This window comes from Halomonas llamarensis, from assembly GCF_023555005.1.
Lineage (GTDB): Bacteria > Pseudomonadota > Gammaproteobacteria > Pseudomonadales > Halomonadaceae > Vreelandella > Vreelandella llamarensis.
In genome coordinates, this window is the sequence record NZ_JAMJPJ010000039.1 from 1 (window position 1) to 22,360 (window position 22,360).

Consider the following 22,360-nt stretch of genomic DNA (forward strand, 5'->3'; position numbering starts at 1 on the left):
TCAAACTTGGCTCAAGGTTTTCAAACGTTCTCTCAAGATCCGAAGACCTTGGTCGAGTCGCTTGCCTTGATAATCGGTGATTTATCACCCTCATCGGCAAGCGCCCACATGAATTACCTGATCACATCATTAAAGAGCATGTCGTTGAAGGAAGTCATTCGATAACCTGAATGGCTTGCCTCAGCGAGGAAAGCGTATTTTACGCATTCCGTGGTGTTTGTCAACTCGCTTTTCGCTAAGATGGCGATAAACGCGTGAAGGAAACAGTCGAGCGATTGATACAAACTAACAACTCAATCAACCCCCTAACCTTCTGACAAACCAAGGTTTTTACACCTCAATCACCGCTGGTAACGCTGTGCGTCCCCGGCAGCGGATGCGTACTCTACGGGTTCAATGACGGGTTGGCAAGGGGTTGTGGCATAAAATTTACTTTCAGTCACTTTTCCAGTGAATTCAAATGAAACAATAACGCCACTTACTAAAAAACCTCTTCACGACAGGCTAGATATCGCGCAGTGAATTCGACACAAGCGAATCCGAATTAATATCAGCGACTGTTCGCGCACCCGTGAGCGTCATCGCCACTTTCATCTCTTTTTCGAAAAGTTCAAGCAGGTGAGCAACGCCTACCTCTCCAGCCGTCGAAAGCGCGTAGATAAAGGCACGCCCAATCAATGCCGTATCGGCCCCCATGGCAATCATTCTTACGACATCAAGCCCGTTGCGTACACCGGAGTCCGCCAAAATGGTTAAATCCCCTTTTACCGCGTCCGCAATAGCAGGCAAAGCATGCGCCGTAGAGGGAACACCATCCAGCTGACGACCACCGTGATTGGAAACAACAATGCCATCGGCACCAAAGCGAACCGCATCACGAGCATCTTCGGCATCGAGTATCCCTTTAATAATCATCGGACCGTCCCAGAACTCTCGAATCCACTCCAAATCTTGCCAAGAAATAGACGGATCAAAGTTATCACCCAGCCAGGCAATATAGTCCTCAAGCTCTGTCGGCTGACCGCGATAATCAGACACATTCCCCAGATCATGGGGGCGACCATGGATACCTACATCCCAAGCCCAAAGAGGATGCATCGCAGCCTGGAGCATACGCCGCATCGGCCCATGCTTGCCGCTCATGCCTGAGTGAGCGTCGCGATAGCGCGCACCGGGTACAGGCATATCGACAGTAAAGACCAATGTTTTAACCCCAGCGGCTTTGGCTCGCTCCAAAACATGCTTCATAAAACCTCGATCCTTGAGCACATACAGCTGAAACCAGATGGGTCGATCAATCGCTGCTGCCACTTCAGCAATAGGGCATACAGATACCGTCGAGAGCATAAACGGTATGCCTTTCTTCGTCGCTGCCCGTGCTGCCTGCACTTCGCCACGCCTAGCATACATACCCGTTAGCCCCACCGGCGCTAGGGCGATAGGCATCGCCAGCTTTTCGCCAAATAGCTCGGTCTCTAATGATAACGATGACATATCTTTTAGCACTCGCTGACGCAGCGCGACGCCCGCGAGATCATCAACATTTCGCCGCAGCGTATGCTCCGCGTAAGACCCTCCATCGGCGTAGTGAAACAGAAAAGGAGGGATACGGCGCTTGGCAGCTTGGCGGTAGTCCGTAGAGGCTGAAATGATCATGGCAAGCCCTATGCAATGGAGACGCTGTATATGGGGGCACTCACCTAAGAAGCAGCGTTATACGCCGACAACCTCACGACACCGCCCAAGGTTTAAGAAACCCAAAATTGGTAAAACCAATTAACAAAAAGAACAACACTCACACTAAGTAGAAGAAAAAGTGCTGTCAAATTTACCCGCAATTCTTAACGCACTTTAAACCTATACTTTAGTTTTATGACTAACAGCCAATGACACAGATCACGCTATTTAGGCGAGTTGAAGGTGTTTTAAAAATTGCTTAATATTGGTCTTACCAATTAAGGAGCTTCTTATGACTTACCCGCCGCTTCGCCAACCTCGCTTAGCCGATGTCATTACCGAACGTCTAGAGGCCATGATTTTAGAAGGCAGCCTAAAGCCGGGGCAGCGCTTACCGCCGGAACGCGAGCTGGCCGAGCGTTTTGGCGTCTCTCGCCCCTCACTACGCGAAGCCATTCAAAAACTGGCCGCGCGCGGGCTTCTAAGCAGCCGTCAAGGGGGAGGCACGTTCGTCAACGACACGCTCAATAGCGGTTACACCGACCCGCTGCTGGAAATGCTCTCGCGACATAAAGAGTTTCACCTTGATCTCTTGGAATTTCGCGATGCGATGGAGGGTATTTCCGCCTACTATGCGGCGCTGCGCTCCACGCCCGCTGACAAAGCCGTGCTGATCCAACGCTTTGAAGAGCTGGATGGCGGCTTTGCCGGTGCCGACCCCGCCCAGGAAGCCAAGCTAGACGCTGCTTTTCACCTCGCCATTGCCGAAGCCGCCCATAATGTCTTGCTGCTGCATACCATTCGGGGGATTTTTCATCTACTGGAACAAAGCATTGTCGATAACCTCGCGCACTTGTTCGCGAAGCCCGGCTCGCGCAGCCTGTTGATGAAGCAGCACCGCGCGTTATTGGATGCCATTTTAGACGGCCGCGCCGAAGATGCCCGCACCCGCGCCCACGAACATCTCGTCTTTGTCGAAGAAGGCTTACTCGAAATGGCGCGCGCCGAGACCCGTGCCCAACGTGCCCTACGTCGCTCCCAAAGTGTTTCTTCACCAGCATGATACAAAAGAAAGCGTTAAAGCAGTGGCGACACGTTAGCTGGTTCATTGCCGCGTTAGGATTACTTGTAATGATGTGGCAAGCCGCGCTGTTCGCGCGAGAGCAAGCGCTAACAAACCTTCAAGAGGATGCCGAAAATGAGCTTCGCCTCTCTACTGCCAACCTAAACGGCTACTTGCTGCGCTACGATTATTTGCCGCAAATGCTCGCCACTCGCGAGGGCGTTCAGCGTTTTCTTGCCTCCCCCGAACGCCAAAACGTGATGCCGCTCAACCTGCTGCTCGACCGTTTCCGCTTTACTGCTGGCGTGTCGGACGTCTACCTGCTGGATCGCGAGGGCACCACGCTCGCCGCGAGCAATTGGCACCGAGCCAACACCTTTATTGGTCAAAACTACGCGTTTCGTAGCTACTACACTGAAGCCATTGCTGGCCGCCAAGGGCGCTTTCACGGGCTGGGCGTGCAGTCACAAGAGCGCGGCTACTATTTTTCCGCCCCGGTATGGCTAGACACGACTTCGCCCGACGCCCGCCCAGATGGCGTCATGGTGGTGAAGGTACTGCTAAACGATGTGGAAGATAACTGGGCGGAACAGAACGCCACGCTATTTGTCACCGACACAGACGGCATCATCTTTCTGGCGAGCGAACCTGAACTGCGTATGAATGCGCTCCACCCACTCTCCGATGAGCAGCGCGAGGTTCTGCGCGAAACCCGCCGCTACGCCGCTGAACCGCTAGAAGCATCAGATATCCAAATGGAAGCGCAATACGCGTCGGGCACTCAGCTGGTCAGTTTCGATAACGGGCCGCTTAGCGATCATCGTTACTTGAGCTTAACGCGCCAACTACCTGAGTTTGAGTGGGAGATGCACATTCTTAAGCCGATTGATTCGGTCGTCAGCGCGCAGTGGATGACGGCCTTGATGGCGGGGGGGCTTTACGGCGTCGTCGCGCTCGGTGGCGGGATCGGCTGGCAGCGCCTGCGCCTGCGTCGCGAGCGCGAAACCTTCGCCGAACGTGAACGCCAGACGCTTGCGCGCGTACGCGATGAGCTGGAAATAAGCGTGGGACGGCGCACCCGCGACTTAGTCGCCAGCAACCAACGCTTATCGGCCGAAATCGAAGAGCGCCGTCGCGCTGAGGCTAGCCTGCGGCAAACCCAAGACGAGTTGATTCAAGCCGCAAAACTCGCCGTGCTCGGCCAGCTCGCCGCAGGCATCAACCACGAGCTCAACCAGCCGCTCGCCGCGATTCGCGCTTATGGGGAAAACGCCCGCCGCTTTATTGAACTCTCGCGCGTGGACCAAGCCGACGCCAATCTCGCCCAAATCATTGAACTCACCGATCGCATGGCAGAAATCAGCGCCCAGCTACGCCAGTTCTCGCGCAAAAGCAGCGAGCACCAAGAAACCATTTCGGTGCAGTCCTGCGTTGAGTATGCACTTAGGCTCTTTCATAGCCGCCTACGGGCCGACCAAATTAGCGTAGAACAGCATATCCCCCGCGAAACCTTGTGGGTCAAGGGTGATCTTGTACGCTTAGAACAAGTTATCGTGAACCTTATCAGCAATGCGCTTCAAGCGATGAAAGAAACCCCCATACCGACTCTTATGGTCATGGTCAAAACCGATGCTTGCCACGCCTCTATTCACATTGTCGATAACGGGTCTGGCATTGATGAAGCGCATTTCGACCAGATCTTCGAGCCATTTTTTACCACCAAGGCACCCGGCAGCGGTTTAGGGCTGGGCCTTTCAATCTCATCGCGTATCATGGAAGACCTTGGCGGCAAGCTTTACGCCTACAACCGCGATGAAGGTGGCGCCGAATTTAGCCTCACGCTACCGCTTGCCGACGCTCCCTATACCGCTTTGGAGAAACCCTCTCATGCATGAACCGTCGACGCTACCGGTCATGGTGATCGACGATGAGCCGCACCTGCGCATCACCGCAAGCCAAACGCTGGAGCTCGAAGGCTACACGCCGCACTGTTTTGAATCCGCCGAACAGGCGCTTGAAGCGCTAACGCCTAATTTCCCTGGTGTGGTCGTCAGCGATATCCGCATGCCCGGCATGGACGGCATGACGCTTTTGCGCACCCTGCATGAGCGCGACCCGACGCTACCGGTTATTTTGATTACCGGTCACGGCGATATTTCCACCGCCGTGGAGGCGATGCGCGCCGGTGCCTGGGATTTTCTGGAAAAACCCTTTGCCGGGGATCAACTGCTTGATGTGGTGCGCCGCGGGATTGAAAAGCGCCAGCTCAGCTTGGAAAACCACCGCTTAAAAGCCGAACTTGAGGCGCAGCAGGCGGCTCTCGGCCCGCGGCTCGTCGGGCGCACCGACGTTGTATCCCGCTTGGCAGCGATGATCCAACGCATCAGTCAGGTAGAAGCTGACGTGCTGCTATTTGGCGAAACCGGCACCGGCAAAGACCTCGTCGCCCGGGCGATTCACGAACGCAGCGCGCGGCGCAATCACCCCTTTATGGCGATCAACTGCGGGGCAGTGCCCGAAAACACTATCGAGTCGGAGCTATTCGGCCATGAAAAAGGCGCTTTCACCGGCGCGGTAGAGCGGCGCATCGGCAAGTTCGAGCATGCCAATGGCGGCACCGTATTTCTCGACGAAATTGAGTCAATGCCGCTAGCGCTTCAGGTCAAGCTGCTGCGCGTACTGCAAGAACGCGCCATTGAGCGCTTGGGCGCCAACAACGTTATCCCGCTGAACATTCGTGTTATCGCCGCGACCAAGGTAGACCTAAAAGCCGCAGCAGAAAGCGGTCGCTTTCGCGAGGACCTTTACTATCGCCTCAACGTGGTCACGCTGCCCCTGCCAGCCCTACGCGAGCGGCGTGAAGATATTCCACTGCTTTTTCAGCACTTTGCCGTCGTGGCGGCCAACCGCAGTGGGCTTGAAGCGCCGCCACTGGATAGCCAGGCCGTGGCCACCCTGCTGGCCCACGATTGGCCGGGCAACGTGCGCGAATTACGCAACCTTGCCGAGCGCTACGTGCTGCTCGGAGCCGCGTTCGACTACCGTTTGGATGAGCTACTAGAAGGGGAAAATGCCGACACGCAAGCCTCCTCGCTACCGCACCAGGTCGAGCTGTTTGAAAAAAGCCTAATCAGCCTGTCGCTTGCCCGCCATCACGGACGTGCTACGACGGTGTGTGAGCACCTCGGCATTCCGCGCAAAACGCTCTACGACAAACTCAAAAAGCATGGCCTGCGCGCGGAGGATTACCGCCACAATAGCGAGCCCTGATGCAAAAGCTCACCCAGCGCCGCCCACGGCGGCAGCCACGGAATCAGCGTCAAGGTCGCGATCAGCATCAACAGACTCGACATCGGGCGGCGGCCATCGGTAAGTTTTAACGCCGTGCCGAAAGAGCGTTTGAGCCGCGCCCCTTCAAGGTCGACGCTGTAAAGTTCATCGAGCAGCAAGTGAATGCCAAACCCTACCCAGACCGCGATACCGTGAGACCAAGCCAGCCACGCCGACTGCGCCAGCAGCTGAAAACTCAATGCCGCCGTCAGCATCGCGCACAGAAAACCGGCCAAAAGCGAATGCCAAATGCCGCGATGCACGGTGAGCCGAGAAAACACCACACCCAATAAATAGCGCACGCTAAAATAGATACCGCCACACACCACTAACAACATACCCGGCGTGAGCCACGTCTGCAGCAGCAGCACACCGAGCACCAACGCCGGGACAGAAAGCAGGTTGAAAATTAACCGAATGGAACGCGAGCGGTCAGCGTCAATATCCGGCAGAATACCGCCAAACGCAGTGAGCGCACAGACCAAAATGGCCTGGGATGAAGGCCACCACTGCGCCTGCCAGCCGACGTACGCCACCAGAATGCCACCCGCCGTCGCGACGGTGATATGCGTGCGAAAGTTAGCCATGTCGCGGCACCCTAGAAAACTGGATAAATTACCAGATTTCGCCTCACCGCAACATAACTAACGCTTAAATAACGCAGAAAAATCAAAAGAAAACAGGCCGCCCGTCTGTGACGTTAGGCGAACGGCCCCCAATGCGTGGATTATACTGATGCCTCAGCAAGAAAGCGGTCTTTCAATTTGACGTAGTTACCTGCCGTGTAGGAGAAGAACGTGTATTCTTTTTCTTTGAGGGCGCGCAGCGCCTTCGCCGGGTTGCCAGCGTACACATGGCCGCTTTCAAGATGCTTGCCCGGCGTCACCACCGCGCCTGCGGCGATGATGACGTCATCGTCCACCACCGCGCCGTCCATCACAATCGCCCCCATGCCGACCAAGATGCGGTTACCCAAGGTGGCGCCATGCAGAATTGCCTTGTGGCCAATGGTGACATCATCGCCCACGGTCAGCGGAAAGCCATCGGGATTGTAGTCGCTGGCGTGGGTAATATGCAGCACGCTGCCATCTTGTACGCTAACGCGCGCGCCAATGCGAATACGGTGCATATCGCCACGAATCACCGTCATCGGCCACACCGAGCAATCATCACCAAATATCACATCGCCAATCACGACGCTTGCCGGGTCGATATAAACCCGCTCACCCAGCGTTGGCGTTTGGCCTTGGTAAGGGCGTAATACTGTACTCATTGTTCTCTCCTCTTACGACTCTGTGCGTTTTACACCAGCGCGCTTAGTAACACGATACAGGTCAACGGAATGGCAACCCAACGCACTATATTCTGCCATAGGTAAAAGTGGCGTTGACTCGTTCCTAATGCCCGCATAACAGTCGCACGCGGCATCACCCAGGCGGCAAATATCGCGATCAAAAGCCCCCCTATCGGCAGGAAAATATCCGGCGGAATACTACTGACCAGCTCAAACATATTACGCCCAAACAGCGGGCGGAAGTCCGCCATAAACGAGAAGGAGAACGCCGAAAGTAGCCCCAATAGCCACACACTCAGCGCCACCACTGCCGTCGCGAGACTGCGGCGCAACCCCATCCCTTGAAGCGTGGCAACCATCGGTTCGGCCAGATTGATCGCTGACGTCCAGGTGGCGAGCAACAACAATAAAAAGAACACGCTTAACCACAGCGAGCCACCCGGCAACTGCGAAAACGCAATCGGCAGGGTCACAAACATCAGCCCCGGGCCGTCAGCGGGATCCATTCCTTGGGCAAACACCACGGAAAAAATCGCGATGCCAGCAAGCAGCGCCACGCTAATATCGAGAATGGCCACGGCACCAGCGGCTTTGGGCAGGCTTTGGTCATCCGGCATATACGCGCCGTACGCCATAAGCGCACACGCCCCGACGGCCAAGGTGAAGAAGGCATGCCCCATCGCGTGCAGCACGACACTGGGAGTGACGGCGCCAAACTCTGGCAGAAACAACCACGCCAGCGCCGCGCCAAACCCCTGAGTCGTGGTGGCGTAGCCCGCCAGCAGCAAAAGCAGCAGATAAAGCAACGGCATCAGTAGATTATTGAGCCGCTCCAGCCCTTTGGCCACACCGGCAGCCACCACCGACATGGTCATAAATAGAAACAATGTATGGTTAAACACTAAAAGCCCTGGATTAGCCAAAAACGCGTTGAAACCGGCGCCAATTTCCGCCGCCGAGGCTCCCTGGAAGTTACCGTTGATAGACGCCACCAGAAACTCGATCGACCAGCCCGACACCACCGAGTAGAACGACAAGATACAGAACACCGTGAACGCGCCAAACAACCCCAGCCAACGCCAATGTCGCGACGCCCCAGCGTCGGCCGCCAGCACGCCCAACGCCTGCATTGGCCCGCGCCGTCCGGCACGACCGATAAGAATTTCCGCCATCATCACCGGCAAGCCCAGCAGTAGCACAAAGGCGACATAAATCAGCAAAAACGCCGCGCCGCCGTTCTCGCCCGCCACATAAGGGAAGCGCCAGATATTACCTAGCCCCACCGCCGCGCCTGTCACGGCTAAAATGAAGGCCCGCTTTGATCCCCAGCGCTCTAGCGTCTCGCTCATTGCCTGTCCCGTTTGCTTAAGAAAATGACACGTTGGCGGCAAAAAACCGCGGCTGCATTACCTGACAAAGCCAGCAAGCCTAGCAGGCGCTCGCCCTCACGCCAATCTTGCGTAACGCCGTGAGGATTGAAACCACGCCTTCGCGCCCACATTCTATAACTCATCACATCACATGTTTTTCCAACCGAGGCTGCTATGTCCCACAACCCCCTGCTTGAAGTGCACGCGTTACCGCCGTTTGACGAGATTCGTGCCGACCATGTGGTGCCTGCCATTGAAATGCTCCTTGACGAGAGCTGTGAGGAGATCAATGCGCTCGCTCAAAAGGCGCAATCCACCACGCCCACGTGGGAAAACTTCGCCGCCCCGCTGGAAGCGATCAACGACCGTCTCTCGAACGTCTGGTCGCCGATTTCGCACCTAAACGGCACCATGAATACGCCCGAAATGCGCGAGGCGTACGAGGCCTGCATTGGTAAGTTGTCAGAATTCAGCACTTGGGTGAGTCAGCACGAAGGGCTCTTTACCGCGTGGCAGGCGCTAAAAGACGGCGCTACCTGGCAGTCGCTCGATGCACAACAGCGCCGCGCGGTAGAAAACACCCTGCGCGATTTCCGCTTGGCTGGTGTCGATCTTCCCGCCGAGAAGAAAGCCCGCTACGGCGAGATTCAATCGCGCTTATCGAGCCTGTCCAACCAGTTCTCTAATAACGTGCTTGACGCCACCCAAGCGTGGCACAAAGACATTCAGGACGCAGACCTGCTCGCCGGTGTGCCCGAAAGCGCGCTCGACACCCTGAAAGCCACCGCTGACGCCAAAAGCCTCGACGGCTACCGCATCACGCTCGACTTCCCAAGTTTCTTTCCGGTGGTAAGCTACGCCGACAACCGCGACCTGCGCCGCGAGGTCTACACGGCGTTTGTCACCCGTGCCTCCGACCAAGGCCCGAATGCAGGCGAATTTGATAACGCTCAGATCATGGAAGAGCTCTTAGCGCTGCGCCAAGAGCTCGCGACACTTCTTAGTTTTGACACATACGCCGACTACTCACTGACAACCAAAATGGCCGATTCCCCGGCGCAGGTGCTTGATTTTCTCAACGACCTCGCTCGCCGCGCCGTGCCGCAGGCGAAAGAGGAGTTTGCCGAGCTTGCCGCCTTTGCCCGTGACGCGCTAGACCTTGAAACGCTTGAGCCCTGGGATGTCGCCTACGCCAGCGAGAAGCTGCGCGAAGCGCGCCATGCGATTTCTCAAGAGCAGCTACGCCCCTACTTCCCAGCGCCCCAGGTTGTCGATGGGCTATTTCAAGTCGTTGAGCGCCTTTACGGCGTGTGCTTTGAGGAAGACAACGGCGTGCCGCGCTACCACGACGACGTGCGCTACTTCTGCATCACAGAAAACGGCGCGCCGATTGCCGGGTTCTACCTTGACCTATACGCCCGCGAAGGCAAGCGCGGTGGAGCTTGGATGGCGGATTGCCGTGTGCGCCGCCAGACACACAACGGCCTACAGCTACCGGTGGCCTTTCTTACCTGCAATTTCACGCCGCCGGTCAACGACAAGCCGGCGCTTTTGACTCACGACGAAGTCACTACGCTATTCCACGAGTTCGGCCACGGCCTACACCACATGCTGACCCAGCAGAATATCGCTGACATCTCCGGCATCAACGGCGTCGCCTGGGATGCCGTGGAGCTCCCCAGCCAATTCATGGAGAACTACTGCTGGGAGCGCGAAGGGCTCGACCTGCTGGCGAAGCACGTCGACACGGGCGAGCCGCTGCCCGCTGAGCTACTCGAGCGCCTGCAGGCGGCGAAAAATTTCCAATCCGCCATGGGCATGGTGCGCCAGATTGAATTCTCGCTGTTTGACCTGCGCCTTCACCATGAGCTTAACGCGCCGAGCGCGGCCGATATTCAAGCCCTGCTTGATGACGTACGCGAACACGTTTCCGTCGTACCGAAAGTGGCGTTCAACCGCTTCCAAAACGGCTTTGGGCACATTTTTGCCGGGGGCTATGCGGCGGGTTACTACAGCTACAAATGGGCCGAAGTGCTTTCTGCCGATGCGTGGAGTGCCTTCGAGGAAGCTGGGATTTTCGACCCAGAAACCGGCCAGCGCTTTCGTACCCAAATTCTTGAGCAAGGCGGCGCTCGCGATGCGGCCGAGCTTTTCCACGACTTCCGCGGTCGCGAACCCCGCGTCGAACCGCTTTTACGCCATAGCGGCATCCGTGCTGCCTAGTTTTATGGTTTTACCTCTCACCTAACCCACCGCGCGGCGCTTAACTGCCGCGCGAGGAGCCGAGTATGTCATCTGTGAAACGCTTTATTGCCGGCGTCACCTGCCCAAGATGCGCCGCGATGGACCGCATTCGCGCCTGGGAGCAAAACGGCATCCGCTACCGTGAATGCGTTAGCTGCGACTTCTTTGAGCAGCTGCCCATCGAAGATGAATCAGCCGCCGAAATTGAAACCCGCGTTAACCAAGTACGCAACGAGCAAAAACAGCAGGATGTGCAACCGGTGCGTATTCTCGACCCTGGCCGTTCTAACAAATAAGCTGCGATAAAAGGGTATTTTCATAATGCTAGCCTGACAGCCCAACGCCAAGGAGAATTATGCGCTGACGCCGAGTGATCGTGAAGCGGTTACTTTTTCGTCATCGCTGCCTTTCCCTTAGTGCTTAATACTTAATAACTAGCACTGACTCTATTCCCCGCGACCAACCGCTAAACCTGTGTGAAAAACCGCACAAAAGCGCAGTCTCTATGTGCGAGAACCCGGACACTTTGCGAAAAATTCAAATAGACCAAAGTTTAATAATAACCCCATAGATGACTGATTTTAAACGTTAAGAATAAACATGGCACGGTGATCGCTATAACGACTACGCTTAGTGAGATCGCCAAGCGATTCTCGACGCGTACAAACACTCAATAATAGCATTAAGGGAAAATCGCCATGCGCAATATGATGTCTAAATCAGCGCTACTGCTCGCCAGTGGCGCGCTGCTTGCCGCCGGTAGTGTTCAAGCAGACCGCTCTGAGTGGCCGGATAACTTCACTGTCGGCACCGCCAGCCAAGGTGGCACTTACTTTGTTTATGGTTCCGGCTGGGCCAACTTTATCGCCGACGAGCTAGACGTATCAGGCGGTGGCGAAGTGACCGGCGGCCCGACGCAAAACCTGGCACTGGTTCACGAAGGCAACGCTGCCTTTGGCCTCACCACTATGGGTCCTGCGGCTGACGCAGTGAATGGCGAAAGCCCTCTCGCGCCGGGCTTAAAAATGGACAACGTATGCGCCATGTTCCCGATGTACGAGACACCGTTCTCAATTACGGCCCTGGAAGGCTCGGGCATTGAGTCGATTTCGGACATTCCCGACGGCGCTCGCATTGGCTTTGGCCCCTCAGCCTCAACATCCGACACCTACTTCCCGGCCATGCTGGAAACCTTGGGCGTTAACTTTGATCGCCGCAACGGTGGCTGGTCCGACCTCGGCGGGCAGCTGCAAGACGGTCTGATCGACGTTATCGCTTTCGCTGCCGGTATCCCGATTCCTGCGGTTAGCCAGCTCGAAGTGCAAACCGACGTGAACATCATTGAGTTCACCGAAGAAGAAGTGCACACCGTGCTTGAGAACTTCCCGGTGGCTGAGTTCATGATTCCTGCTAGTACGTACCAAACGCTGGAAGAAGATGCCCGCGCCGTTTCTATGTGGAACTTTGCGATTGCCGGCTGTGACCTGCCGGAAGACTTTGTTTACGAAGCCACCAAAGCCACCATGGAAAACAACGATCGCATGATGTCGGTTCACCGCAGTGCGGCCACCACCATTCCGGAAAACATCAAGCACAACACCGTGCTACCTTTCCATCCAGGTGCTGCACGTTGGTACGAAGAGAACGGCTACGAAATTGATGAAGCATTAATCAAGTAAGGCTTTTTCATTATCGTGCGCCCCGCCCAACCCTGGTTGGGCGGGGCAGTTTTTGCTGATGCCCCTTTGTTTGCTGTGAGGGTGAACTCTAATGAGTCACAAAACCGACCAAGAATCCCACGGTCTCAAGGATGATGCCCAGGCTACTTCACCCGCCTCGGAGATACTCGCCGAAGGCGTCGATGAAGAGATTGTTGAATCCAACCGCCGCCTTTTTACCGGCTGGCAGTTTATCTTATTTGCCGTGCTCGCCATTGCTTACTCAAGTTTTCACCTGATTTCACTCAACGTGTATCCCATGGAAACTTGGTCGTTTCGTATCGTGCATATTGCCGGTGCGCTGATTCTCGGTTATGGGTTATTTGCAGGGGCTCGTTTCGCCGAAGATGATCGTCACGCGTCAGGTGCTTGGCTGAAGTGGGCGAGTTACGCACTGCTGGTTCCCGCTGCCTATACACTGGCGCAAGTGTTCTTAATGCACCAAACGCTCAGCGGCAGTGCCATGCGCATCGACCCAAGCATCGAGAACTGGCATTACGGTTATCCGCTCATGGCGACGACGGCCGTGGCGGTTGTGCTGTCATGGTTTTATCGTCAAGCGCGCCATCGTTTTAACCCTGCCGACTTGGTCCTCATGGTTTGTGCGATCGCCAGTGCTGGCTATTTACTGGTGGCCTTTAACACCAATATTCGCATGTCGACCGGTACGTCCTTCGCCCCATCCGGTATTTCCTGGGCGGCGATTGCTGGCTCCATGTTGATCCTCGAGTTGACCCGCCGAGTGGCCGGGTTAGCGTTAGTAGTGATTTCGGCAGTCTTTCTCACCTACGTTTTTGCCGGTCCCTATTTACCCGGCTTTTTGGGCTACCCCGGCCTGTCGGTGCAGCGTTTCTTTAGCCAGGTGTACACCGATACCGGCATACTCGGCCCAACTACCGCCGTATCATCGACGTATATTATCCTGTTCATTATTTTCGCCGCCTTTCTGCAGGCGTCGAAAGTGGGCGACTATTTCGTCAACTTTGCCTTTGCCGCCGCTGGTCGTGCGCGTGGCGGCCCGGCGAAAGTATCTATCTTCGCTTCCGGCCTGATGGGCATGATCAACGGCACCTCCGCTGGTAATGTGGTATCCACTGGCTCGCTGACGATCCCGCTGATGAAAAAGGTTGGCTACCCCGCGCGCAGTGCCGGGGCCATTGAAGCGGCCGCCTCGACCGGCGGGCAAATCATGCCACCGATTATGGGCGCGGGTGCCTTCATTATGGCGGAAGTCACGGGTATCCCATATACCGAGATTGCCATTGCCGCCATCATTCCGGCGATTCTTTACTTTGCCTCCGTTTACTTCATGGTTGATTTTGAAGCCGCACGCAAAGGCATGCGTGGCATGCGCGATGACGAGATTCCGCAGTTTTCCAAACTAGTGAAACAGGTCTATCTATTCGCGCCGATTATCATTTTGATCGTTGCGCTGTTTATGGGCTACTCGGTCATCCGCGCAGGGACACTGGCCACCGCGTCAGCGGCGGTTGTCAGCTGGATTTCGCCGAACAAAATGGGCATTCGCGCCATTTTAAGAGCCCTGCAGCTAGCGGGTACCATGTCGATTCAAATTATCGCGGTGTGTGCCTGTGCCGGTTTGATCGTCGGGGTTATTTCGTTGACCGGGGTGGGCGCACGCTTCTCTTCGCTGCTGCTAGGCTTGGCGGGCGTCAGCCAGCTACTCGCTCTATTCTTCGCCATGTTGATCAGCATCATGCTGGGCATGGGCATGCCGACGACGGCCGCTTATGCCGTTGCCGCCTCGGTCGTGGCACCGGGTTTGATCAACATCGGCATTGAGCCACTGGTTGCCCACTTTTTCGTGTTCTACTTTGCGGTGGTCTCGGCGATTACCCCGCCCGTTGCCTTAGCCTCCTACGCGGCGGCAGGTATCTCCGGTGATAATCCCATGGGGACGTCGGTCGCCTCATTCAAAATCGGCTTGGCCGCGTTTATCGTGCCATTCATGTTTTTCTATAGCCCGGCGATGCTGATGGAAGGCTCCGCCATGCAAATACTCCGAGTAGGCGTTACCGCGACGCTAGGCATTGTGTTGCTCTCGGGGATGGTGCAGAAGTGGTTCTTCGGCCCGGTAAATACGCTGCAGCGCGTGGTAATGCTGGTAGGCGCACTGTTTATGATTTACGGCGGCATTTATTCCGATATCGCTGGCCTGGTGATTGGTGCCGTTCTGTTTATTATGCAACGTAAGCTTTACGGCAACGGCCCGGCAGCGGCAACGTCTAGCTGATGCTTAGTCGTTAACACGCTTGGCCTATAGCACGGCACAAGAGACCCCGCGCTCATTCGCTGAGACGGGGTTTCTTTATATCTGATGTTATGCCGTGGCGGCGAGAGAGTTAGCCAAGATTATCGACGATTTTGAGTACCGGTGCGGCCTGATTAAGCGTATAGAAATGCAGCCCCGGTGCGCCCCCTTCCAATAGCCGCTGACACAGACGGCTGACCACTTCCGTACCAAACGCAGCGATAGCATCGCTATCGTCGCCGTAGCTTTCTAGCTGCTTACGAATCCAGCGGGGAATCTCAGCACCGCAGGCATCGGAAAAGCGCGCCAGCTTGGTATAGTTGGTAATCGGCATGATCCCCGGGATAATGGGCTGTTCCACGCCAAGGGCACGCGCTTTATCGGCAAAATGGAAGTAGGCATCGGCAGTAAAAAAGTACTGCGTAATCGCCATGTTGGCGCCTGCTTTCATTTTACGTGCGAAGTTTTCCACGTCTTTATCGAGATGGGGTGCCTGTGGATGAGATTCTGGGTAAGCGGCCACCGCAATCTCGAAATAATCGCCGGTTTCGTCGCGGATAAACTCGACCAGCTCGTTGGCGTAACGCAGCTCACCGATACTCGCCATACCCGACGGCATATCACCGCGCAGCGCCACTAGGCTATCGATACCCTCTTCGCGGTACTGAGCCAGCAGGTCGCGCAGCTGCGCTTTTTCGCTGCCGATGCACGATAGGTGCGGCGCGGTGGTAATGCCGCTTTTACCCACCTCACGCACCACTTCACGGGTGCGTGCTTGGGTAGAGCCGCCGGCGCCATAGGTCACAGAGAAAAAGCGTGGCTTTCGCGCCGCCAGCTGATCCCGCGTGTGCATCAGTTTTTCCCGGCCTGCGTCGGTGTTGGGTGGGAAAAACTCAAAGCTAATGCCGAGGGGATGTTCTTGGCGGCTCATGAAATATCCTCATGGGTCAGTCGGTTAAGTACCAGTTAATATAATAGCGTTGTATTATCCGCTATTTTGGCCGTTTGAAAGCGCGGCGGCCAATGAAAGATTCCACGCGCCAACGTTAATTCAGCTCATGATGGGTACCCCTTAGAGAAACCGCATCAGAAACTGCCAGGAAAAAATTCATGGAGAATCTTGCCGCTAATACATTAATGGGGCCGCTATTGATGCTGCTCGGCTTTGTCGGCTTAGGCTGGCTGGCCGCACAAATGCTGCGCGTTGACCCGCGCCCCATCGCCACACTTCTGGTCTACCTGATCGCCCCGTTAACGTTCTTTCGCGCGCTAATGGACGGTGGGCCCACCCCTGACTATCTGCTCCTCACCCTGATTCTGTTTATCGTTAGTAGCGCCATTGCACTCACCGTTCGTGGGCTCACGCATCAACGCTTTGGTGCGCAGGAAGGTGCGCTGTTGGCCTTTTCCGCGGGCACGGGCAATACCGGCTACTTTGGTTTGCCGGTGGCAATGATCGTGCTGCCGCCCGAAGGCATAACGCTTTATCTGTTCAGCATTTTAGGCATCACGCTGTATGAGTTTACGGTGGGCTTCTACGTTAGCGCTCGCGGGCAGTTTTCGGTACGCCAGAGCCTTGTGAAAATTGCCCGCCTGCCGCTGCTATATGCTTTTTTAGCAGCGCTTTTGCTCTCGCACCTCGACGTGGCGCTGCCCGTCTCGTTAATGACCTCACTTGAGGTATTTCCCGCCACTTATACGCTACTCGGCATGATGATCATTGGCATGACGTTAAGTCAGGTGACGCTCGCCGCCTGGGATACACGCCTGGTGGTTGCCTGTGTGGTGCTGCGCTACGGGCTATGGCCGCTGGCCACGCTGGCCATTGTCTTGTTGCTGCAGTCCGTCGTAGCGCTCTCACCGGAACTCGCCATGGCGATTTTGCTACTCGGCGTGGTGCCTATGGCAGCCAACGTCGTCGTGGTGGCGATGGAACTGGGTATTGCGCCGCAAAAAGGCGCATTAGCCGTGCTGGTCACCACGCTGATGGCGCCCTTTTTGATTCCGCTTTATCTCAGCTTGATGCTGCGTCTCACCGGGCTGGGTTAGTGATTGCGTTAGCTAAAAACCGGCAACACCCGCTTGCTGAAGCTGTCGGGCCATGCGCTGCAACTGCGGGTGGCTGAAAAACGCTATCAGCGCGTCAGCCCGCACCGGCCCAACACCCGGCAACGCTTGCCACTGTTCACGCCGGTAAGCCGAAAGTGTTGCCCAATCACTGCTGGCTTGCTCGCTGCCCGGTGGCGCGCCCAGTGCGTCTAACCAAGCGTGAAACGGTTGCTCCCGTGCGGCATCAAAGCGCGCTAGTAGTTGGTTCGCGGTGGCCTCCCCCACCCCCGACACGCGGGTGAGATCGGCGTGATCCAGCGATAACCAGTCAAGCAGCGAGGTAACAGCACCTGCGTCGAGCATTGCGCGCCAAGTGCCCTCGCCGACACCGTGCATACCCAGCGCCTCTCCCAGGTGTGTTAGCCGCGCCAGTAGCTGGCTGTCACAACGGAATTTTTCTGTTTCCAAGGTAAAGCAGCTCAGCAGGTGATAGTCATCTGCACTCGGCACCGTTAGCGTCATCCGCGCTTGCGCGGGCCACACCACCGTATCCAGCTGCGGAATGGTCAGCCCGCCCAGTGTCACCGCCACATGATCGCCAGGATGCACATCGAGCGTTTGCCACTGCGCAAGCGACCCTAGCGAGACGCGGCTGATGCGCCGCCCTTCTAGCTGTACCGGATTGAGCCACACCAGCGGCGTCACCCGCCCGGTACGCCCAACACGAAACTCAATGCCACGCACTTCCGCCAGCGCCTGCTGGGCGGGATATTTCCACGCTAATGCCCACTCGGGCGGCGCGCTTGACCAGCGCCTAACACCGGGGCGTTCGCCTTGCTTGAGGACCACGCCATCGGTGGCAAACGGCAGCGGCTCACGAAACCAGCGCTCGCGCCAGAAAGCCGCATCACGTCGCCCGTCCAGCGCATGGGTGTAATCGGCGGTATCAAACCCGAGCATGGTTAATTGCGTTAACCGCTCGGGCATGCGGGTCGGCCCGTCGGGCCAGCCCCACACAAAAAGCCCGATGCGGGTTAAGGTCGCCTCATCGGGTTGATGCTGTGCCATCGCGCCCGCCACCTGGCTGCGCGCGCGACGATGGGCGTGCTTCGCCTGAATATGATACTCCATGCGCCAGTAAAGCTCGCCTTGCAGCACGGCGGACACTGACTCAGAAAGCTCATTGGGGATGGCGGGGATATCGCGGGCACGTCCGGTCCAGTCTTGGCCGCGTTCTCCATCACCGCGGCTTACCGCCGCGTTAAGCTCGCCGTCAACGTAGTGCAGCGTGACTGCCACGCCGTCCACTTTAGGTTGAATCCAAAGATCGTCGCGGCGGCTCGTCCAGCGCTTTACGCCGGTTTCATCGCGTTTTTCTAACCCGGTTTGCGCCATAGGGTGCTCGCGTGCATCGCGGCTTGAGGTCACGCGTCGCTCAGGCACATGGGGCGTCGGCGCCCCGGCACAGCGGCGCCACTGCTCTAATCGCGCTACCGCTTGATCGTAAATCTCATCGGCCACCGGCGAGGCGCCGTCTGGATGTCCTTGGGAAGCATAATAAGCGCGATCCCAACGCGCGACACGCTCGCCAAGCGCTTCTATTTCGGCCTCTAGCCGGTCTTCCGACCACCCGGGGCATTGAGCCGACTGAACGGGTGCTGCCCGAACGGTAAGCACGATCAACAGCATCAGGACACCCCAAGCTCCCACCCAGCACCGCTTTCGCATTGTCATCGCCTCTGGAATATTTCTGTCAGCCTAGCCCAGCGGCTTACATCGGTGAAAACAAAAATGCCCCCGGCATAAGCCAAAGGGGCATTTTCTGACATTTTCCGCTTTTGCTTACATAGCGTTAAGAAAAAGCTTACAACGCAGCGGCTTCGCGCAATGTGTCCGCCTTGTCGGTCCTTTCCCAGGGGAAGGCGGTAAAGGTCTCGACCTGTTCTTCGCCTTTATCATTGACCCAGTGGTAGCGATGCTCAAAGGGCTCGCGGCCAAAGTGGCCGTAGGCCGCCGTGAGCTGGTACATCGGGTGCAGCAGGTCGAGCATTTTAGTGATGGCAAATGGGCGCAGGTCGAAGTGCTCGCGCACCAGTTTGACGATCTGGGCGTCTTCGATTTTGCCCGTGCCGAAGGTGTCGATGGATACCGAGGTCGGCTCGGCCACGCCGATGGCATACGACACCTGAATTTCACACTTGTCGGCAAGCCCGGCAGCGACGATGTTTTTGGCCACGTAGCGGCCTGCATACGCGGCGCTGCGGTCGACCTTGGACGGGTCTTTGCCCGAGAACGCCCCGCCGCCATGGCGGGCCATGCCACCGTAGGTATCGACGATGATTTTGCGCCCGGTCAAGCCGCAATCGCCCACCGGGCCGCCGATCACGAACTTGCCGGTCGGGTTGATGTGGTACTGCGTTTTATCGTCTAGCCACTCCGCCGGAATCACCTGGTCGATGATTTCATGCTTGACCATCGCGCGTAGCTCTTGCTGATCGATCTCGGGGTTGTGCTGGGTGGAAAGCACGATAGCGTCTACACCGCAGGGCTGGCCGTTGGCATCGTAGCGGAAAGTCACCTGGCTTTTGGCATCCGGACGCAGCCACGGTAGCAGGCCGTGCTTACGCAGCTCCGCCTGGCGCTCGACCAAGCGGTGCGAGTAGTGGATCGGCGCTGGCATCATCGAGGCGGTTTCGTTGGTGGCATAGCCAAACATCAAGCCCTGGTCGCCCGCGCCCTGGTCTTCTGGTTTGCTGCGGTCAACGCCTTGGGCGATATCGACACTCTGTTTGCCGATCAGGTTCACCACGCCGCAAGTGCCACCATCAAAGCCCACGTCGGAAGACGTATAGCCGATATCGATAATCACCTCGCGCACTAAGGTTTCGAGATCCACCCAGGCGTTGGTGCTGATTTCACCGGCGATAATTGCGACCCCGGTTTTGACCATGGTTTCACAGGCGACACGCGCCTGCTTATCGCGAGCGATAATGGCATCCAACACCGCATCGGAAATTTGATCGGCGATTTTATCGGGGTGGCCTTCGGAAACGGACTCGGAGGTAAACAGGGAATATTCGCTCATTGCGTCTTGACCCTCTGGGTGACGGCTGCGGCATACAGCATCAGCAGGAAATCACGGCAGGAGTGCCCTGCCCACATAATATAAAGAAGCGGATTACCCGCTTCGGGAGGCAGAGTTTACACGCTGTTGGCAGTGCTTCCCAGACGCCACCCCCACGATAGCGCGGTAGAATTTGCCGCCGCTGCCGAAGTCAGCGACAATAGCGCCCTTAATATTTCCGTTTGCAGGCGAGGAGCACCCCCATGCCGTCCCGTTTTGAGCTGGCCAATGCCATTCGTGCCCTTTCCATGGACGCTGTTCAGAAAGCTAAATCTGGCCACCCTGGCGCGCCCATGGGTATGGCAGATATCGCTGAAGTGCTGTGGAATGACTACCTCAAGCATAACCCTGAAGACCCCAAATGGCCCGACCGCGACCGCTTTGTGCTCTCCAACGGCCATGGCTCGATGCTGCTCTATTCACTTTTGCACCTAAGCGGCTACGATTTAAGCCTTGAGCAGCTGCGCAACTTCCGCCAACTCCACTCGCCCACCGCAGGGCACCCGGAATACGGCTACGCGCCGGGCATTGAGACCACCACCGGCCCACTGGGTCAGGGCTTAGCCAATGCCGTGGGCATGGCGATGGCAGAAAAAACGCTGGGCGCCCAGTTCAACCGCCCCGGCCACACCATCGTCGATCATCACACATGGTGTTTTGTGGGCGACGGCTGCCTGATGGAAGGTATTTCCCACGAGGTCGCGTCGTTCGCTGGCACACAGCAGCTGGGCAAACTGATTACGTTCTACGATGACAACGGCATTTCCATCGACGGCGAGGTGGACGGTTGGTTTACTGATGATACGGCTAAGCGCTTTGAGGCCTACGGCTGGCATGTCGTGCCTAACGTCGATGGCCACCAACCCGATGAAGTTCAGGCGGCGATTGAACTTGCCAAGCAAAATAGCGACAAGCCCAGCCTGATCATCTGCAAAACCATTATCGGCTTTGGCGCCCCTAATAAGCAGGGTAAAGAAGATGCGCATGGCGCGCCGCTGGGTGACGACGAAATCGCCGCCGCGCGCAAGCAACTCGATTGGACCCACGCACCGTTCCATATTCCTGAGCCGATTTACTCCGCCTGGGATGCACGCGACGCGGGTAAAACCCGCCAGCAAGCCTGGGAAGAGCGCTTCAGCCGCTACGCCGAGGCCTTCCCCAGCGAAGCGCGTGAGTTCAAGCGCCGCATCAAGGGGCAACTGCCGACGGAGCTCTCCAGCGAAGTACTGGTGCAACAGGCGCAAGAGAAAGGCGAGAACATTGCCTCGCGCAAGGCATCGCTCGCCACGCTCAATACACTTGGCCCGCAAATGCCAGAGTTACTCGGCGGTAGCGCCGACCTTGCCCCGTCTAATCTGACTTTCTGGAACGGCGCCAAAGCGATCACCCCAGACGATGCCAGCGGCAACTACCTACACTACGGCGTGCGCGAATTTGGCATGGGCGCGATCATGAACGGCATCGCGCTACACGGCGGTTTCGTGCCATACGGTGCGACCTTCCTGATCTTTATGGAGTACATGCGCAACGCCGTGCGGATGGCCTCCTTAATGGGGCAACAGGCTATCTACGTCTTCACCCATGACTCTATCGGTCTCGGCGAAGACGGCCCGACGCACCAGCCCATTGAGCAGCTTACCAGCCTGCGTACCACGCCCAACTTGTGTACTTGGCGCCCTTGCGATGCCGCCGAAACGGCTGCCTCTTGGGATGCCGCGCTCAAGCGCCAATCCGGCCCGTCAGCGCTGGTGCTCTCGCGCCAGAACCTGCCACACCAAACGCGCAGCAAAACTCAGCTGGCCGATATCCAACGCGGCGGCTATGTGCTTAAAGACGGCGACGGTACGCCGGCGCTGATTTTGATCGCCACGGGGTCAGAAGTCGCACTGGCCATGGACGCTGCCGCCGAACTGGAAAGCGCCGGGCACGCCGTGCGCGTCGTATCCATGCCCTCGACGTACCGCTTCAATGGCCAGGATGCCGAGTACCGTGAACGCGTTTTACCCAGCCACATCACCAAGCGTATTGCTATCGAAGCGGGCCATGCTGACTACTGGTACAAGTACGTGGGCTTAGGTGGTCGCGTGATTGGCATGACCACCTACGGCGAATCCGCCCCGGCGGGCGATCTGTTCAAGCACTTTGGCTTTACCGTCGATAACGTGGTGAAGCAGGCAAGCGAACTGCTCAGCCAACACTAACGCATTGACATGCCAGCG

General features: G+C 57.0%; 16 protein-coding genes. 9 read left to right on the plus strand and 7 right to left on the minus strand.

What is annotated here, in order from left to right:
• Positions 1-504: 504 nt before the first annotated feature.
• Positions 505-1,656: an FMN-dependent L-lactate dehydrogenase LldD gene (gene lldD, locus M8006_RS15855; RefSeq protein ID WP_250083885.1), complete on the minus strand. Its 1,152-nt coding sequence runs from the start codon at positions 1,654-1,656 to the stop codon at positions 505-507.
• Between the two features lie 313 nt (positions 1,657-1,969).
• On the opposite strand from lldD, the gene M8006_RS15860 reads away from it, so the two are divergent.
• From M8006_RS15860 to M8006_RS15870, 3 genes are read left to right on the plus strand one after another with little or no spacing between them, the layout of a single operon-like run.
• On the plus strand, positions 1,970-2,740 hold the full coding sequence (locus tag M8006_RS15860) for a GntR family transcriptional regulator (protein ID WP_250083887.1): 771 nt from the start codon (positions 1,970-1,972) through the stop codon (positions 2,738-2,740).
• Entirely contained in the window at positions 2,737-4,635 is a 1,899-nt protein-coding gene (locus M8006_RS15865; RefSeq protein ID WP_430886843.1) for a sensor histidine kinase, read from the plus strand. The genes M8006_RS15860 and M8006_RS15865 overlap by 4 nt, the downstream gene beginning before the upstream one ends.
• Positions 4,628-6,010 (plus strand): sigma-54-dependent transcriptional regulator, encoded by a 1,383-nt coding sequence (locus M8006_RS15870; protein WP_250083892.1) that lies wholly within the window; start codon positions 4,628-4,630, stop codon positions 6,008-6,010. Before M8006_RS15865 ends, M8006_RS15870 begins: the two co-directional genes overlap by 8 nt.
• Here M8006_RS15870 and M8006_RS15875 read toward each other — a convergent pair.
• The 3 genes from M8006_RS15875 to M8006_RS15885 all read right to left on the minus strand — a co-directional run bounded on the left by M8006_RS15875 (position 5,986) and on the right by M8006_RS15885 (position 8,713).
• A complete protein-coding gene (locus M8006_RS15875; protein ID WP_250083894.1) occupies positions 5,986-6,657 on the minus strand; it encodes a metal-dependent hydrolase in 672 nt (223 codons plus the stop codon). The two genes, M8006_RS15870 and M8006_RS15875, sit on opposite strands and share 25 nt — an antisense overlap.
• 140 nt (positions 6,658-6,797) lie before the next feature.
• Complete coding sequence (locus tag M8006_RS15880; protein WP_250083896.1) at positions 6,798-7,343, minus strand: gamma carbonic anhydrase family protein; 546 nt, start codon at positions 7,341-7,343, stop codon at positions 6,798-6,800.
• Between the two features lie 29 nt (positions 7,344-7,372).
• Complete coding sequence (locus M8006_RS15885; protein WP_250083898.1) at positions 7,373-8,713, minus strand: sodium-dependent transporter; 1,341 nt, start codon at positions 8,711-8,713, stop codon at positions 7,373-7,375.
• A gap of 195 nt (positions 8,714-8,908) precedes the next feature.
• Between M8006_RS15885 and prlC the strand changes: the two genes are divergently transcribed.
• The 4 genes from prlC (at position 8,909) to M8006_RS15905 (ending at position 14,950) form a co-directional block, all read left to right on the plus strand.
• The gene (prlC, locus tag M8006_RS15890) at positions 8,909-10,957 is read left to right on the plus strand and encodes an oligopeptidase A (RefSeq protein ID WP_250083900.1); all 2,049 of its coding nucleotides are present in this window, start codon (positions 8,909-8,911) and stop codon (positions 10,955-10,957) included.
• Between the two features lie 65 nt (positions 10,958-11,022).
• On the plus strand, positions 11,023-11,274 hold the full coding sequence (locus tag M8006_RS15895; protein ID WP_250083902.1) for a YheV family putative zinc ribbon protein: 252 nt from the start codon (positions 11,023-11,025) through the stop codon (positions 11,272-11,274).
• A gap of 402 nt (positions 11,275-11,676) precedes the next feature.
• Positions 11,677-12,657: a TAXI family TRAP transporter solute-binding subunit gene (locus M8006_RS15900; RefSeq protein WP_250083903.1), complete on the plus strand. Its 981-nt coding sequence runs from the start codon at positions 11,677-11,679 to the stop codon at positions 12,655-12,657.
• Between the two features lie 91 nt (positions 12,658-12,748).
• A complete protein-coding gene (locus M8006_RS15905) occupies positions 12,749-14,950 on the plus strand; it encodes a TRAP transporter permease (RefSeq protein WP_250083905.1) in 2,202 nt (733 codons plus the stop codon).
• Positions 14,951-15,059: 109 nt separating this feature from the next.
• On the opposite strand, the gene metF is transcribed toward M8006_RS15905, so the two are convergent.
• Complete coding sequence (gene metF, locus M8006_RS15910) at positions 15,060-15,899, minus strand: methylenetetrahydrofolate reductase [NAD(P)H] (RefSeq protein ID WP_250083906.1); 840 nt, start codon at positions 15,897-15,899, stop codon at positions 15,060-15,062.
• A 179-nt stretch (positions 15,900-16,078) separates the two neighbouring features.
• Here metF and M8006_RS15915 point away from each other — a divergent pair, with 179 nt between their 5' ends.
• Complete coding sequence (locus tag M8006_RS15915; protein WP_250083908.1) at positions 16,079-17,017, plus strand: AEC family transporter; 939 nt, start codon at positions 16,079-16,081, stop codon at positions 17,015-17,017.
• Between the two features lie 12 nt (positions 17,018-17,029).
• Here M8006_RS15915 and ligB read toward each other — a convergent pair whose 3' ends face one another.
• Both ligB and metK read right to left on the minus strand, forming a co-directional pair.
• Positions 17,030-18,745 carry an NAD-dependent DNA ligase LigB gene (gene ligB, locus M8006_RS15920; protein ID WP_250083910.1) on the minus strand — a complete coding sequence of 572 codons (1,716 nt, stop codon included), beginning with the start codon at positions 18,743-18,745 and terminating at the stop codon, positions 17,030-17,032.
• A gap of 136 nt (positions 18,746-18,881) precedes the next feature.
• Positions 18,882-20,102, minus strand: a complete 1,221-nt coding sequence (gene metK / locus M8006_RS15925) for a methionine adenosyltransferase (protein ID WP_250083911.1) — start codon at positions 20,100-20,102, stop codon at positions 18,882-18,884.
• A gap of 242 nt (positions 20,103-20,344) precedes the next feature.
• Here metK and tkt point away from each other — a divergent pair, with 242 nt between their 5' ends.
• A complete protein-coding gene (tkt, locus tag M8006_RS15930; protein ID WP_250083914.1) occupies positions 20,345-22,342 on the plus strand; it encodes a transketolase in 1,998 nt (665 codons plus the stop codon).
• Positions 22,343-22,360 lie beyond the last annotated feature (18 nt).